General features: G+C 44.1%; 14 protein-coding genes. 5 read left to right on the top strand and 9 right to left on the bottom strand.

What is annotated here, in order from left to right; translation table 11 throughout:
• Nucleotides 1-40: 40 nt before the first annotated feature.
• The 4 genes from U5K35_RS08545 to U5K35_RS08530 all read right to left on the bottom strand — a co-directional run bounded on the left by U5K35_RS08545 (nucleotide 41) and on the right by U5K35_RS08530 (nucleotide 5,504).
• Nucleotides 41-2,155 carry an amino acid permease gene (locus tag U5K35_RS08545; RefSeq protein WP_322571039.1) on the bottom strand — a complete coding sequence of 705 codons (2,115 nt, stop codon included), beginning with the start codon at nucleotides 2,153-2,155 and terminating at the stop codon, nucleotides 41-43.
• Between the two features lie 100 nt (nucleotides 2,156-2,255).
• Nucleotides 2,256-2,609 carry a universal stress protein gene (locus U5K35_RS08540; protein WP_322571758.1) on the bottom strand — a complete coding sequence of 118 codons (354 nt, stop codon included), beginning with the start codon at nucleotides 2,607-2,609 and terminating at the stop codon, nucleotides 2,256-2,258.
• Between the two features lie 17 nt (nucleotides 2,610-2,626).
• Nucleotides 2,627-2,863, bottom strand: a complete 237-nt coding sequence (locus tag U5K35_RS08535) for a hypothetical protein (protein WP_322571038.1) — start codon at nucleotides 2,861-2,863, stop codon at nucleotides 2,627-2,629.
• Between the two features lie 154 nt (nucleotides 2,864-3,017).
• Nucleotides 3,018-5,504, bottom strand: a complete 2,487-nt coding sequence (locus tag U5K35_RS08530) for a cation:proton antiporter (protein WP_322571037.1) — start codon at nucleotides 5,502-5,504, stop codon at nucleotides 3,018-3,020.
• 229 nt (nucleotides 5,505-5,733) lie between these two features.
• Between U5K35_RS08530 and U5K35_RS08525 the strand changes: the two genes are divergently transcribed.
• From U5K35_RS08525 to U5K35_RS08515, 3 genes are all read left to right on the top strand, one after another.
• Nucleotides 5,734-7,254, top strand: coding sequence for a M28 family peptidase (locus U5K35_RS08525; protein WP_322571036.1), 1,521 nt, complete (start codon nucleotides 5,734-5,736; stop codon nucleotides 7,252-7,254).
• 78 nt (nucleotides 7,255-7,332) lie between these two features.
• Nucleotides 7,333-8,481, top strand: a complete 1,149-nt coding sequence (lysA, locus tag U5K35_RS08520; RefSeq protein WP_322571035.1) for a diaminopimelate decarboxylase — start codon at nucleotides 7,333-7,335, stop codon at nucleotides 8,479-8,481.
• Nucleotides 8,482-8,756: 275 nt separating this feature from the next.
• Nucleotides 8,757-9,662 (top strand): EamA family transporter, encoded by a 906-nt coding sequence (locus U5K35_RS08515; protein ID WP_322571034.1) that lies wholly within the window; start codon nucleotides 8,757-8,759, stop codon nucleotides 9,660-9,662.
• A gap of 45 nt (nucleotides 9,663-9,707) precedes the next feature.
• On the opposite strand, the gene U5K35_RS08510 is transcribed toward U5K35_RS08515, so the two are convergent.
• The 3 genes from U5K35_RS08510 to U5K35_RS08500 all read right to left on the bottom strand — a co-directional run bounded on the left by U5K35_RS08510 (nucleotide 9,708) and on the right by U5K35_RS08500 (nucleotide 12,577).
• Nucleotides 9,708-10,451, bottom strand: a complete 744-nt coding sequence (locus tag U5K35_RS08510) for a hypothetical protein (RefSeq protein WP_322571033.1) — start codon at nucleotides 10,449-10,451, stop codon at nucleotides 9,708-9,710.
• Nucleotides 10,452-10,505: 54 nt separating this feature from the next.
• On the bottom strand, nucleotides 10,506-11,267 hold the full coding sequence (locus U5K35_RS08505) for a DUF481 domain-containing protein (protein WP_322571032.1): 762 nt from the start codon (nucleotides 11,265-11,267) through the stop codon (nucleotides 10,506-10,508).
• A 119-nt stretch (nucleotides 11,268-11,386) separates the two neighbouring features.
• Nucleotides 11,387-12,577 (bottom strand): serine hydrolase domain-containing protein, encoded by a 1,191-nt coding sequence (locus U5K35_RS08500; RefSeq protein ID WP_322571031.1) that lies wholly within the window; start codon nucleotides 12,575-12,577, stop codon nucleotides 11,387-11,389.
• Between the two features lie 197 nt (nucleotides 12,578-12,774).
• Here U5K35_RS08500 and U5K35_RS08495 point away from each other — a divergent pair, with 197 nt between their 5' ends.
• Both U5K35_RS08495 and U5K35_RS08490 read left to right on the top strand, forming a co-directional pair.
• Entirely contained in the window at nucleotides 12,775-12,993 is a 219-nt protein-coding gene (locus tag U5K35_RS08495; RefSeq protein WP_322571030.1) for a ribbon-helix-helix protein, CopG family, read from the top strand.
• Nucleotides 12,994-13,080: 87 nt separating this feature from the next.
• Nucleotides 13,081-13,482 (top strand): putative toxin-antitoxin system toxin component, PIN family, encoded by a 402-nt coding sequence (locus tag U5K35_RS08490; RefSeq protein WP_322571029.1) that lies wholly within the window; start codon nucleotides 13,081-13,083, stop codon nucleotides 13,480-13,482.
• Nucleotides 13,483-13,620: 138 nt separating this feature from the next.
• On the opposite strand, the gene U5K35_RS08485 is transcribed toward U5K35_RS08490, so the two are convergent.
• Together U5K35_RS08485 and U5K35_RS08480 are read right to left on the bottom strand one after the other, a co-directional pair.
• A complete protein-coding gene (locus U5K35_RS08485; RefSeq protein WP_322571028.1) occupies nucleotides 13,621-14,841 on the bottom strand; it encodes a PP2C family protein-serine/threonine phosphatase in 1,221 nt (406 codons plus the stop codon).
• Nucleotides 14,842-15,507, bottom strand: coding sequence for a hypothetical protein (locus U5K35_RS08480; protein WP_322571027.1), 666 nt, complete (start codon nucleotides 15,505-15,507; stop codon nucleotides 14,842-14,844). It abuts the gene before it with no gap.
• Between the last annotated feature and the right edge of the window lie 367 nt (nucleotides 15,508-15,874).

Genomic DNA, 15,874 nt, shown 5'->3' with positions numbered 1-15,874 from the left:
AATACAACAAGATTCAGAGCCTCCCTAATTGGTAAAGCTGTCAATCAATCTCATACTTCTCTTTCAGTTTCTTAAGATCCTCTTTATCACCGATGAGTGAGAGCCGGTCATTATTTTCTATTCGGGTTTTTCCGTGGGCATAAATTATTTCTCCCCCACGCTTAATAACTGTTATGAGTGTACTTCCGGGAAGATCCAGGTTTTTCACTCTTTTGTTTATCATCTCTTTTGTGGGATCATCCTTACTGACTCTGAGATTTATAAACCGTTCATCCCGCAACAGTATTTCCCTCAACTCAGCCTCATCTTTAGCTTCAAGCCATCTATCCCTAAAGTCGATTGTATCAATCATTTCGGCTAAGTGTGCTAAAATGCGAAGATGTTGACCCGACCTTTTTGTGGAGCTTATCAGGTAGATCAGACTGTTTAAATTTTCGTCAAGATCTTTTTGATGGCTCTCCAGGTTTATATTCTCAAATGGGAGTCCGTCTTTAATACGAATCAGAGCAACCTCGGTATCGATATCTTTATCAATACGTATATGTTTTATGGCACACCCATGACCAACCGGAATAATACCTTCTCGATAATCTTCGACAAAAAGTGAGTAAATCGTATCTGCAGATATGTCAACCCTATCAGCTAATTTTTTACTTACCTTTTCAGTTATATCACCAATTTTATGATCACTTGAAAGATCCAGTACAAGTGCACGGCCAACTGCTTTCTCGTAAGGGTCTTCTTTTCTTAAGCCTTTTTCGCGCATAATGCTTCTCATTTCCCGCTCAAGCCCCTCATGCTGATATTTCCCAAGCTTTGCATATACGTGATAAATAGCTCCTTCCCTCTCCACTTTTTCTTTAGAGTAAGTGAAATACCACACAACGCTTATAGCGGCAATAGCTACGGTAAATAATACAGACAGCAATCCCATTTCGGCAATCAAGAACACGCAAATAAAGAATCCAGCAATCTGCATCCAGGGATACCAAGGCGATTTAAATCCCGGATCGTACCCCTCAATTTTGCTTTCCCGCATTACCACCACAGAAATATTCAATATCCCGAATAATAGCAGCTGAAATGCACTGGCTAGTTTCGCCACAGCCTCAACATTAAAAGTGACCAAAAGAAAAATCATCAGAATGGTAGTGGCTACTGTGGCAATGGTTGGTGTTCCAAATCGACCAAGTTTTGAAAAATAGGTAGGAATCAACTCGTCGCGCGCCATGGCCAGCGGATAGCGTGCAGCAGACATAATCCCGGCATTCGCTGTTGAAGCAAACGCCGCAATTGCTGCTATTACTACCAGTATTAAGCCGGTTTCACCCGGCAACCAGGTCAAAAACAGTTCGCCGGCTGTAGCCACAGGAGTCAAATCTTTGTGAAGTGCATCCGGTTCCAGGACCATCACCATAATAAACACACCGACTACATAAATAAAGGTGGCCGTTGCCAGCGACAACATCATGCCAAGAGGAATATTTCTGTCGGGATCCTGCACCTCTTCAGAGACGCTTGCAACCTTGGTGAGCCCTGCATACGAAACAAAAACAAAACCAATCGTTGCAAAAAATCCCTGTGGTCCAAACTCAAAGAAGGGTGTGAACTCCTCTCGCATTACATCAAAAAAATCAACATCAATAACTGCAAAAGCGCCCTGAAAAACGTAGAAGAAAAGAATACTCACCAGGGTGGCAACCATTACATTTTGCAGCCAGCTGCTCTCTTTGGCACCTACAACATTGGTGATACCAAAAAAGATTGTTAAAGCTATTGCAACCGGTGTGATGGGCAGATCAATAAAGATGGCAATGTATGCTCCCATACCGATCAGCGCGAATGCACTTTTAAATATAAGTGCTAACCACGATCCCATACCGCCCACTGTACCAAAAAGTGGCCCAAGGCTGCGGTCTATAAAATAGTAAGCGCCGCCCGCCCTTGGCATAGCCGTGGAAAGTTCCGCCACGCTGAACATGGCCGGTAATATCAGGATTCCTGCTACGAAATAGGCCAGTACAACCGAAGGACCGGTTTGAGCCGCTGCAAGTCCCGGTAACAGGAAAAAGCCCGAGCTAAACATAGCTCCGGTACTTATGGCATAGACATCAAATAGTTTGAGGTCTTTTTTGAGTCGCTTATGCTTTTTCAAGACAGTATTTCTTTTTGGATATTTATCCCTTTAATGAAAGAATTTAAAACTGTTATATACGGAATAAAGGCTTGATTAGCCGTAATAACTAATTTTACAGTTAGGTATTAAAAACAATGACCGGACAAGGGGCCATCTGTATAATATTCTCCACTCTCGGCCCGAGATAAAGTCGATTTGTTCCCGGCCTGATATTCGTTCCTACAACAATCAGGTCGATCATATTTTCCTTTGCAATCTCTGTAATTTTGTCTTCGATATTTTTGCCTTTTTGCACCATCGCCTCTGTTTTTACATCAAAGGCATCACCCAATCTTTTCAGCTCATTAACGGATTCGTTTGCAAAGAGGTTTCTGTTTTGAACATAATTCTCTTTTGTATTGTAAACAGGGCGCAGTTCGTCAATGATAACATTCAGAGCTAATACTTCCTTATTTCTATCTGATTTAGCAATATAAAACGCCAGCTCTGCTACATTTCTCGCGGCCTTACTTCCGTTTGAGGCACAATAAGCTCTCCAAAAGCGGGAAACACACCGGCCAAAAGCGAGGGACCCAAAATAATCCCGGCCAAAATTTCGCCAATAACGGATGGTTGGCCAAGCCTTGTGGATACTTCACCTAAAGCCCGTGCTGCCAGCAAAAGAACACCTACCTGAAAGACAAGTAGAAATATATCATGATGGGGTGCTGCGGAAAAAACGTCCATATAGCAAACCGGTTCCGGTTAAAGTGTTTTGAAGTTTGACGGCAAAAATAGCTATAGTTTAGCTTAAACTAAAAATTATCGGTTTTATCAGCCACCGTACAGACTTTGATTTATTGAAATCTGTTTATTCAGGATTCTCAGTAAGCAGAAATATCTACAATTCCGTTTCCATCACTGCACGGTAGACTTTTTCTGCTGATTCCGCCTCCCTTACTTTCAAGAGATTTTTTCCCGGTTTAATAAGCTGAGCCACCTCGTTTACCCCTTCCAGATGGCGATCTGCAGAGAACGTCTTTGGACTGAGTAAAATCAGGATAACATGTGCCGGATGTGCTACCTGCTTCAGATTCAGTTCCTCCCGGCTGACCCCAAGAAATAAAAGCTGCTCTTTCACTTTTGATGTGTGAGCCTCATACAGCAGTACTCCCGGCATAACCTCCGGTGTATAGTCGGCAGAGTTTTTGAGTAAACGTTTTGTAATTCGGCTCAGGTCAATGTTGTCGAAAGCCGGATCTTTGTGGATGATCTGTTCCAGTACCTCTTCGGCTTCTCCCTGATCCAGTCCTACTTTAATCCGTTTCTTCTGCAGTAACTGCAGTTTTTCCGGCTGGGTAGAATCCGCGTTCATCCGAGGCTGTCCCTGAGCAGGATAGACCGTAATAAAACTTAATTCGGGATAGCGCTGCGCAATCACTCTGGGAAGGCGATCCAGTCCCGGCCTCCAGGATATTGCACCGTCTCGGGCACTCACAAGTACAAAAAGATCTCCTTCATCTTTAAATCCATCGTACCAGGCCGGCAGATCAGCCCACTTCTCAATCGTCTCAAAAGTGATATCCGGTTCGGGTTGAATGTCATTCACTTTCGGTTTTACAAAACTTTGACGGGCTTTGGTTGTCACAATGACGAGTTCATCCCCGATCTGATCCGCCATTAATTTCAGTGATCGTACGGCCTCCGTAAAACCGGGCTCAAACTCTGAAAATGGCGGTATCGCCACCACTATTCTTTTTGATGTATTGACAGGCCGCTCAATCTTGCTCACCATAATCATGGTCTGAACCTCTTCCAGAAGTTGATCCAAAATACTCCCAAAAATCTTCTGCTTAGCAGAAATCTGGCCATTCCAACCGATAATTATGTTGGAAATTCGCATTTCACTCACCGCCCTTGCAATTCCCTTTGCAATATTAAAATCCACGCGCGTCACCGGAATAACCGGTACATCAGCAGCTGCCGCATGGATTACGGCATGACTCAGCATCTTCTCGCCACGGGCAACCTGAGCTTCGGAATCTCTCCCATCGCGCGCAACAGTCAGCGGATAAAGTGGCTGATCCATTTTCTGATTGCGAACCATAAACGCAATATCCATCAGAGCGTCGGAAGTTTCGGGGTTGGCCAGCGGGACCAAAATCCGTTGAGGAGCTTCGGATGATTTGTACGGTTTTTTATCTTCCTGGGTGGCAACTTCACGGCCATATTTTTCCACCAGCCACGGACCAACCAGGCAGGTGATCAGAATCATAATAACTACGGCATTCACCGCTGTTGAATCGAAAAAGCCCAAATCGTAACCGATCAGTGTTACCGCAAGCGTAGCCGCAGACTGCGGTGTAGTGAGGCCGTAAATAACAAATCCCTCCTCTCTCGATAATTTGAACAGCTTTGTAATTCCAAGCGAAGCAATCCCCTTTCCCGCGAATACCAGTACACTGAAAATTATCGCTTTCAACCACACGTCCAGGCTTCCCAGAACCGACACATCCACCAGCATCCCAACACTGATCAGAAAAAATGGGATAAAGAGAGCATTTCCCACAAACTGCACGCGGCTCATTAGAGTACCGCTGGGGGGAACCAGTCTGTTTAATAGCAGGCCTGCCAAAAACGCGCCAATGATCGGGGCCAGTCCGGCAAGCTCTGCAAAAAAGGCTGTGGTGAAAAGAATGGCCACAAGAAAAATGTAGTCCATATTCTCCCGTGATTTCACGTTCCGGAAGAACCATCGTCCCAGGCGGGGTAACAGAAGTACGGAAACCGTAACAAATGCGATCACGGAAGCCGCGAATCCTGTCCAATATCCCGGTCCGCTGCTATCTCCCACCGAACCCGCCACAACAGCCAATACTCCGAGTGAGAGAGTGTCGGTGACCAGCGTTCCCCCCATCGACATGGTCACACCCACATTTTTAGTAATCCCCAATCGCTCAGCAATCGGGTAGGCCAGAAGTGTATGAGATCCAACTATCGCACCAAGCAGCAGGGATGTTGCAATGGAGTAATCGAGCAGGTAGACTCCCGCCGCAAGCGCGGCCAGCTGTGGAAGCAGAAAAGAGACCAGGCCAAACCCGATGCTTTTATTTCTGAGTTTCTCAAACTGAATCAAATCGAGTGAAAGGCCGGCCATAAACATCAGGTAGAGCAGTCCGACCGTACCCAGCAGTTCGATTGTGAAATCGCGCTCAATCAGCCCGAGGAGCCCCGGGCCTACAATCGTTCCGGCCAGAATCAGCCCAACAATTGCCGGCAGTTTCAGCTTTTTAGCCGCAATCGGTGCCAGCAAAATGATGAGCATCACCAGGGCAAAGATGATCACCGGATCTTCAAAGGGCAGCGGATATGAAAAAATTTCGTCCATCAATAGAAAACAGTCAGTTACAAGCGTAATCGAAAGGAAACAGAATACCGCTTTGATATGAAAAAAACATTATAACAGTTGTCAAAACTTTGCAGTTTCATTTGTTTACCGCTCCAATTTTGCTATTCTCATCAGGGTTGGTGAGAACTTTTTCAGCATTATTCCGTAAATGAGATCCCATGCAGTCGAAAAACATAATTGAACGTTCAATCAAAACACTCCCATATTTATGAAACGAATACTTCTCGGAATCATCGTCGTCTTTTCATTTACAGCGATAAGCGCTACAGCACAAACCCCATCACCGTCTGATATTGAACAGGTCATCCTGAAAAGTGATGTCGAATTTGACGTCTATTTTTTAGCATCCGATGAATTTCTGGGACGTGATACCGGCACACAGGAACTCAAAATCGCATCCAGCTACATCGCCAACCGTTTTCAGCAGTATGGGATGAAATCTGCTCCGGGACTTGATGGATTCTATCAGCATGTCCCCTTCAGAATGAACCGGACACCGGAAACAGTTCAGATGAGCGTATTGGACTCCACGTTTACGATGAATCGTCACTTGCTCTCCCTTAGCCCGTTCCGCGGAGATAAGGAAGCTGAAGTTATCGTTTTGGAATATGCTTCTGAGGACGAAATTGCAGAGCATGATCTTCAGGGTAAAATTGTCATCGCAAAAGCCGGACTCCCGGGAATGGAAAGCCCGCAACAGCTATTCCAGGCATCACCTCAGAAACGGACGCAGGTTGCCGAAGCAGGCGGACTCGGTTTGATTGAGCTGTATGAAAATCCACAGCTGCCGTGGCAGACACTGGCCGGATTTTTAAGCCGGGATCAGCTTTCACTCGATGATAACGGTGAGGATGAGAGTCCATCAGATGAGGAGTCGATTCCCCACTTTTGGATGAACTCTACGCAGGGAGATATAACCACATTTCTAAACAGTATTGGCGGTGAAACCGTTATGCTTTCGGTTCACGGCGAGGAGTCTGAGAGATTTTACAGCCGCAATGTGGTTGGAATCATTGAAGGAAGTGATCCGGAACTGAAAGATGAATACGTGCTGCTGACCGCTCATTACGACCATACCGGAACAACTGGCGATCCATCGCAGGAGGACACCATAAACAACGGAGCGCGGGACAATGCCGTTGGAACTGCAGGAATTCTGGCCGCGGCCAAATATCTTTCACAAAATCCTCCCAAACGATCGGTGATCGTTGCAGCGTGGACAGCCGAAGAGAAAGGACTTTTAGGCAGTGGATACTACGCTGAAAATCCGCCCATTCCACTCAGTCAAACCGTTTATAATCTGAATATTGACGGAGCCGGCTATAATGATACCACCAAAGTGACGGTAATTGGTCTTGGGCGTACCGAAGCTGATGAAGATCTGAAAGCCTCTGCCGAAGCGTTTGGGCTGGAAGCCATCCCCGATCCGGTTCCGGAGCAGAATCTCTTTAACCGATCTGATAATGTTCATTTTGCCCGGGCCGGAATTCCGTCGCCAACCTACAGCATGGGGCTCACCGCTTTTGATGACGAGATCAATCAGTACTATCATCGCCCGACGGATGAACCGGAGACCATTAACTACGACTATGTAACGGCTTATGTCCGATCATTCGTGATGGCGTCATTCCTGGTTGGAAACGCAGATACCGCATATTTCTGGCTGCCGGGTGATGAGTACGAGCAGGCGGGAATTGAACTGTATAATTATGAAGTTTCAGAATACTGACACACTGAACCCTGTCAACCTGAAAACTGATTAAAGTTTTCCGTATCATAATCGCTCTTTATGAACCAACAAATATAGATGTTCGACGCTCAAACTTTAGAGACATTTAAGTCACAGAAGACCCCGTTTTACTACTACGACCTCGGATTGCTCCGCCGTACGCTGGATGAGATCAAAACACACGGACTCTCAAAAGGATATCATGTGCATTTTGCCATCAAGGCCAATTTCAACCTGCCGATTCTGGGAGTGATTCGCGAGTACGGTTTGGGCATCGACTGCGTGAGCGGGAATGAGATCAAGCGGGCCACTGAGGCCGGATTTACCGGGGATCAGCTCGCTTTTGCCGGTGTGGGAAAAACAGATGAGGAGATTCAGATAGGCCTGGATCACAACATTTTTTCGTTTAACTGTGAATCGCTGCAGGAGCTGGAGGTATTGAACGGTCTGGCCAAAAAGAGCGGAAAAACCGCCAGCGTTTCCATCCGGCTGAATCCGAATGTTGAGGCCAAAACCCACAGGTATATCACCACCGGGCTGCATGAAAACAAGTTTGGCATTACCGCTGACAAACTGCCCAATCTGTTTGAGATGCTGCCGGGTCTGGAGAATATCAGCCTGACCGGAATTCATTTCCATATCGGATCCCAGATTACCGACCTTCAGCCATTCAGGGATCTCTGCAACCGTGTGAATGAAATGCAGGATCATTTCGAAAAAAACGGAATCCGGCTTAACCATATCAATGTGGGCGGCGGTTATGGAATCGATTATGAATTTCCGGATAAAAATCCCATTCCCGATTTCAAATCCTTTTTTGAGGTGTTCGACCGAAATCTGGAGCTCCGCGAAGGTCAGCAGGTGCATTTTGAGCTGGGCCGGAGTATTGTGGGTCAGTGCGGAAGCTTGATCTCCAAAGTGCTCTTCATCAAAGAGGGAGTAACCACCAACTTTGCCGTGATTGATGCCGGGATGACCGAATTGATCCGCCCTGCCCTCTACCAGGCCAATCACCGAGTGGATGTGCTCACCTCAGACAAACCCGTTCAAACCTATGATGTAGTCGGCCCGATCTGCGAAACCTCCGACACTTTTCAGAAAGGCATTCAACTACCTGAAATTGAGCGGGGCGACCTGGTTGCCATCCGAAGTGCCGGAGCCTATGGCGAGGTAATGAGCAGTGTCTATAATTTACGGGAGAGAGTGAAGGCGGTTTATTCAGAGTGAATCTTGGTCTTGAGTCATGAGACTTTTACTGGTCAATTGGCTTTTTACCCGGCTCAAATTTCTTTATCCATTCAGTGATTTCTGCATTCCGGTGTCGTTGTTCTATCATTGAAAGCCGCAGTGCAAGCTCAAAACAATACAACAGAACTGAAGACTAGTATATATTTTAGCAGCAGAAACATCAGATCTGATTTGTTGAGCTGGTTCATGTATCTTTTCGATGGCTGAATATAAAAAAATGATTTGGGATAATAGATGTACAGTAACCGGAAAATATGGGTGCTTGCAATGAATTTGATACAACGCAGTCAGGCGCAATGATCTATCTTGGCTTTGCATTTTTAACGGCTCTGTTTGAATCGCTGAAAGATCTGTCGGGTAAGTTTGGGCTTGGTCAGATCAACGAGTTCTTTATCTCCTGGGCGATGTCGGCTTTTGCACTGCCTATTCTTTTGCCCATTCTGTTTTACGTGGGTATCCCTGAGCTGAACGCCTCGTTTTGGAAGGCAATCCTGGTTGGCGGGTTGCTCAATGCGGTAAGCCTGGTGCTCTACATGCGGGCCATCCGGATGTCGGACCTGTCGGTCACCATTCCGATGATCACATTCACACCCATGTTTTTGCTGATTACCTCGCCGTTTATGGTGGGTGAATATCCGTCAACTATTGGTGTGTTTGGGGTTTTACTGATTGTGGGCGGCTCCTACATGCTGAACATTCAGACGCGTGGAAAAGGAATTCTGGAGCCATTTAAACGGCTGTTGGTTGATCCGGGACCGAGATTAATGCTCCTTGTGGCATTTATCTGGAGCTTTACGTCGAACATCGACAAAATTGGCGTTCAGAATTCGTCACCAATTTTCTGGTCTGTGGCCATGACAAGCTTTCTGGCCGTTTCCCTCTTCCCAATCATGCTGAAATTCTCGGATCACTCGAAAGAGAAGATCATAAATCAGGCCAAACCGCTGATTGCAATTGGCGTCTTTAACGCCCTGACGTTTGTCACCCAGATGATCGCCATCAATTTTGTGTTTGTGGCCTACGTGATTTCCATCAAAAGGGGAAGCGCCATTCTCAGTGTCTTCTGGGGGCACCTCTTTTTCAATGAAAAAGGCCTGCGCGAGAGGCTGGTGGGAGTGATTATTATGGTGGCGGGAGTGTTTTTGATTACACTATCCTGATTTAAACTACAGAGTGGAAAAGAGTAATCGGCTGAATTCATTGTCCTAAGATGGTTTATCTCTCAATTCCACATGCAGATGATCAGCCGTACCCACATGCCTGATCGTTCGGAAGCCCATCAACTCGAGGGATCCTCGAAGTAAAGCATTTCGTAAAATACCATGACCTATCGTACGGATATCCACTGCATGAACATAGCCGCTCTCCTGACGGTAGTGTAATGACCTCTGGTTAACAGCCAAACCCATTCTGGTGTAATCCTCTTCAAATCGCTCAATATCGGTAATCACCAATTCGCTTTCTGCGAGTGTGACTGTAGACACAGCGACCCGTAAGATTGGATGCATGGAGCGGTAAACGCTTTGAACGTCTGCGCTTTTTGCATTAACGCTTGATAGATAGAAGAGCGAAAAAAGACAAAACCCAAGCACCATTGTACTGACGCCAATTCCTCCAAGTTTAATCAGCAACTTCTTGTTGGTTACCTTGAAAGAGAGGAGAAACAGGTAGAAGCAGAGAAGGAATATGGTTGCCAGGATTCCGCCGGTAAGTGAGCTCCATGCGCCCAGACCGTACGTCAGGTTCAGGTAGACCGAAAATCGTATCAGCAGAAAAAACGGAAAGATAATCAGGAAAAGAAGCGCGCTAAGCCCAAAAGCAATACGGAATGCCCAGCGTTTCCAGCTCCGGCTTTTTGTCTGCTGCTTTGATCTGCCGGGGTAAGATTTATCACCGTTTTTGTGCAGATTCAGCAGCCATTCGATATCCTTTTCCGAGAACTTTTCCATGCGCTGTTTCACGATTATTCAGCGGCTGTGTTTCGGGTGTTTCCCCTTGCCCTATCAAAAACTTTTCAGGGTAATTCCGAATGTCAAAAATCTGTCCTGCTGATTCTGACCTTGAATCACAACACTCTCATACGATTGAAGATAGTTTATGCTAAAATTCAAAAACTTCCAGACAGGCATTTCCAATCCAAGTTCCGCATGCCATCTAAAATTATTATTCTCTTCGAGAGAAGGCTGAATATAGCTTTCATGACTTAAAATCACCCTCTCTTTGACCAGATGATACTTTCCACTAATCCAAAGAGTTCCCCGAATAGTATTTATAGACTTTGTTCCGTCGTACTGTGATCGATTGAAATCAAACGCGGAAAAATCCGTCTGTTCAATTTCACTGGAAATCGAAAATTTTAGCCAGTGATACTTCTTGCTTAATACCTGGAATGTAACCCCCACACCCATTAAATAACGTAAATTAATTTTTCTTCGATAATTGGTACTTACGAAACCAAGCAGTAGAGGATGCACTTTCTTATCAGGATGTATATACAAAAAGTTTTGGCTAAGTATATCCTCATCTGCCTTTTGATTCCCAAATTCCTGATAAACGTAGGAGTTATTGGTTTTAAAAACTGATCTCTTCCATGGATGAAAACTAAACTCCGATTTTGCTCTGAAAATGACGGACTCAACATTCCCTTGTTGATATAAGCCGGTTAAAGAAAGGCTTGCTTTTGTCTTAAGTGTATCGCTTTCATTGATTTGGGCAAAAAGGGTAATAGGACACAATCCTATTAAAAATAACAGTAGCGTTTTCATGTAAAGTCAAATAAATAAGTTATCGCAGCATGTTTTATGCTAAAGATAAAATAATTGACACATTTGCTGAAGAAATGAAAGGGTTTTTAGCCCGCATGTACTGAAAATAATACCGATACTTATTGATTCTCTGACTTAAAATGATTGAACAAGTCCGGAATTACTTCCAGGGGATAACTTGAATTGGTATTGATCAGAATACAGATCCCCACCCCATCTTCCGGAGCAAACGCGATTTCGCTGCGATATCCATTCACATATCCTCCGTGGTATACGATCTTCTGTCCGTGATTATCCAGCACTCTCCACCCCATTCCATAGTGCGAGCGGTTCACCCCGGTCCAATGCCTGCTAAATCTCCGATTGTTGATGCTGGCTAAAGGTGTATACATTTCGTCCAGCGTCTCTTTGGAGATCACATCAGGAGCATTGCCGGTTAACAGCAGCAGCCACTTGCCCATATCGGAAGCAGACGCATTGATGCCCCCTGATGAAACCGCATTGTAATATTTTTTGGAGATGGAGATGGGAACGTGTCCCCGGGAGCGGGAGTAGTACACATGAGGCAATGCTCGATTTTCCGATTGACCAATGCTGTCGTAGCTTGCCGATGCATGATCCATCTTTAACGGTGTGAAAAGCCTTTTATCCAGCAGAGTATTAAAATCCGTATCCGTTCTGACTTCCAGTACTTTTTCTATCGCTGAATACGCCGCATTCTGATAGGCTATCTGTTCTCCTTCTTTTGCAATGAGGGGAACCTGTTCAAACCGTGGGATGATGCGATCCAGACTCAGTCCGTCTTCCACCAGATTTGTGTATGCGTGGCGGGGCAATCCCGACGTGTGCGACAACAGATGCCGAACCTCTACCCGGCCGGTTTGTTCCGGGTCATGCAGCCTGAATTCCTCAAGATAGCCCGAAACAGGATGATTCCAATCAACGGCTCCCTCTTCCACCAGCACTCCTGTAAGCACTGATGCAAAGCCCTTGGATACACTGCCCAATCTGAACACGGTATGTTCATTCACGGCATCAGGCTTCCCTTTCTCCTTTACGCCAAATCCTTTCTGAAATACCACCCGTCCGTCTTTCACAATAGCGACCGCCGCACCGGGAATGCGTTTGTTGTTCAATCCCTCTTCAAACTCTCGTTCAAATTGATCCAGATACGCGGCCAGTTCATCATCCATCACCCACTCTTCGGGATCCGGATCGGCAACAGGAGTTTCAGGTGCGGGTTCCGCAAAAGCCAGATAAAATAGAAGAACTACAATCGGTATGAGAGATATTGATAAGATTCGAATCACAGAGTAACGATTTGAAGTAAAAAAAGACTGTTTCGGATTTTTTTCAATCCATAATAAGGATACTAAAAAACTGACTTCAAAAAATATTATTGGCGTTAAAATTAATACCGAATCGTAGTAACCCTTTCCAAATAAATAAATTGTTTGACCGTTACATCTGTGTTACATTGTAAAACAATTAATCTGATTCTATTACCATGGACACAACTCTCACCATTCGAATTGATAAAGAACTTGAACAGCTTCTTGAAGAGGCTTCATTACGATCCGGCCAGTCAAAAAGTGAATTGGTAAGGCAAGCTTTAAAGCGTCAGTTAGCGATCGAGTCATTTCAACAATTGCGTAAAGAACTTTTACCCTATGGAGAAGCTCAGGGTTGGCTCACAGATGAAGATGTTTTTCGTGAAATTTCTTGAGCATACTTTTATAAAGATTTATGGTCTTACGGTGCACTCCAAAAACGCTATATACGTCATTGATCAATGCTCATCCCGGAGTGTAGCATGAAAATATTTACAGATACCAACGTTTTAGTAAGTGCCTTCACAGCAAGAGGATTGTGTGCAGACCTGCTTGAAGTAATTCTTGCTGATCATCAATTAATGACAGGAGAATTTGTGCTACAAGAATTGGAACGCGTATTGATCACAAAACTTAAGGTCCCACAAAACAAAGTTTCCAGGACGCTTTTATTTCTTCGTAAACACCATATAGAACCAATTCCTGAAAAACCTTCTAAAATTAAAGTCAGAGATGAAGATGACCGTTGGGTATTGGAGTCAGCATTAAGTGCAAAAGCTGATATTTTAGTTACCGGTGATAAAGATCTATTGGTTCTTTCAAAGAAGATCACCCGGATCAAGATTATTTCGCCACGAGGATTTTGGGAGATTTTGAAAGAGTAAATACCACAGTTATCAAATTTGTACTTCGTAGTTTTACAAATCTCAAACTAAGTCAGCCAGTATCATATTTTAAATCAACAAAAATGAACTAGTTACTGAAAAAAAACTCGACTCCGCTACTTGGTCTAAATTTTCAAGCTACACCTTTATAGCTACCAAAGTTGCATCATCTTCAAACCTATCCGAATAGTCAGATTCTTCAGTATCTTTAAGAATCGCTGATGTCAGCTTTTTGGGATCTGTATGGTTTTCGGCAACTCTCCGTTTTATTATATGCTCAAAAAAACCGAAGTCCCTCACTTCCAAATTTTCATCCCGGGTTTCAATTAATCCATCTGAATAGAGAAAAAGAACATCTTCCTTGTCTACAGAAAATTCCAGATTGGTATATTCCGCTTTACTGACCATGCCCAATCCAAGACCTTTGTTACGGCGTGTTACCAGCTCTTCCGTAGCAGCCACATAATGAAGCACCGGAAGATGACCCGCATTACAAACTTCAGCCTTTTGAGACGAAATATTTAGTTTTAGCATCGCCATGGTTGCGTACATGGCCCGGTCAGACTGTTTAAGAAACATTCCGTTAAGCGCCTTTGTGATTTCTGACGGATCACTGTTGTATTCGAGGTGCGTTTGAAGAGCGCTTTTTGTCATAGTCATTAACAATCCCGCTCCAAAACTATGACCGGAAACATCGCCGACACAAGCTAAAATAGTATCATCTTGCTGTGAAAGCTCAAAAAAATCACCGCCCAGCTCATTTGCAGGAACAGACATGGCATACGCACTGGTTGAATCTTTTTCGATAGCTACATCTTCCAAAATTCTTTTTTGAACTTCTGTTGCAAATCGAACATCGGCTTCGATGGCTGCTTTTTTTGTATAAATAGCTCTGGATGCTTTCAGTATGAGAGACATTCCCAAGTAGGTCCAGAGAAATACACCACATCCTACGCCTATACTGGTGTAAAGAGTGCTCAGCTGGCGCAATCCGGATTCAGGCTTAAAAACTTCGGCTCCGATAACATAGCCCCCATAACCACAAATGATTGCAAATGGTATAAGTAACCAGGGGAATAAACGCTTATAATGTTTCCGGGATTTTGGATACATGTAGGCAGTCGTTTCAACAATAATAGCTGCATAGCAAAGTAGGCTTATGCTCCATACCTCGAGCATATAAGCCTCTCCCCAGTATTCCCGAAAGAACAAAACCACGATAAGAACCGGCAGAAAGTGAATCATCATATGTGCAAAGATGATGCTCCGCCTGTATTTAGAATCAATGTCATAAAACGCCTCCAGGTCTGCATCACGGTAAAGGTTGAACTGGATATATTTGTTATTGAAAAGACTCATTTATTCTGGCTTTAGTCGGTTTTTAAGTCGGATCAGTTCCTCTTTATGTGCCGCTATTTCTGATAATGTCCCCTCGTATGTTTGAACGTCAGACATTTTTGGAAACTGCAGTTTCTGCTTTAAAAAGGAGTATGAAATAGTGATAGGAATGTAGTTGAAGAGAAGAAGCAAAATTTGAAGAAAATCTTTTTGAACCGGTTGAAGTCCAAAGCGCCTTGCTGTACGCCGGTTAATGATGTAGGACGTTCCTCGGACTTTCAGATTATCTTTATTTTGATTCTCATGCACTGAGACAAAATTCACCAAACCTGAAATATATCCATATAGAACAAATTGGGTTCTCTCACGGCCCTGCATATCCGGTTTGATGGTGTAGACGTAATCAAAGAGTGTACCCCCGTGGACAGTTACCTTGTTATTCCTCTCTTCTTCTGTGATAAACAGAGGGGAATAGTAGATAAACTTGCCGCTCTTTTTCCCCATTGGCAGATCGATGAATGGAGCTGCAATCAATATAAATACGGGAATCAGAAATATTAATAAATAGAAATCCGTCAAGTATGAGATTGCCAATATTATGATACTCATCACAAACAAAACAGCTCCGGTTTTCTGGAGTATTCTCTTCTGTTCCGATTCATTTTTTTGATAAAATCGATGTTCCATTTTTTGAGATGACAGCTTAAATATCTAAGAATTACAATGATGGAGAGAATAAAGCGAAACTTCAAATGTATCTTTACTTGTATTTCAGGTACTCAATTCAAGCTATATAATGTATCATCACCGCTGGTGGAATATGGTTTATCTCTTCAGTCATATAGTTTTAGTTAAAGACATCTAAAAATATTTTTTAGATGTCTTAAAACAAATCCGGAGTGGTTTTGTCTTCAATTGTTTTTGTAATTTTATCAGATTTGAAGCAGATGATGACATCAAATCCATTTCAAAATCACTTGCCAAAGAATTTGGGTCGTAGGCTATCCTGAATTTCCCTGAAGAGGTGAAAACTGCCGATCATCCCGTGTTGAAT

Source organism: Rhodohalobacter sp. (assembly GCF_034521535.1).
Classification (GTDB): domain Bacteria; phylum Bacteroidota; class Rhodothermia; order Balneolales; family Balneolaceae; genus Rhodohalobacter.
This window is presented reverse-complemented; position numbering and strand designations above follow the sequence as displayed.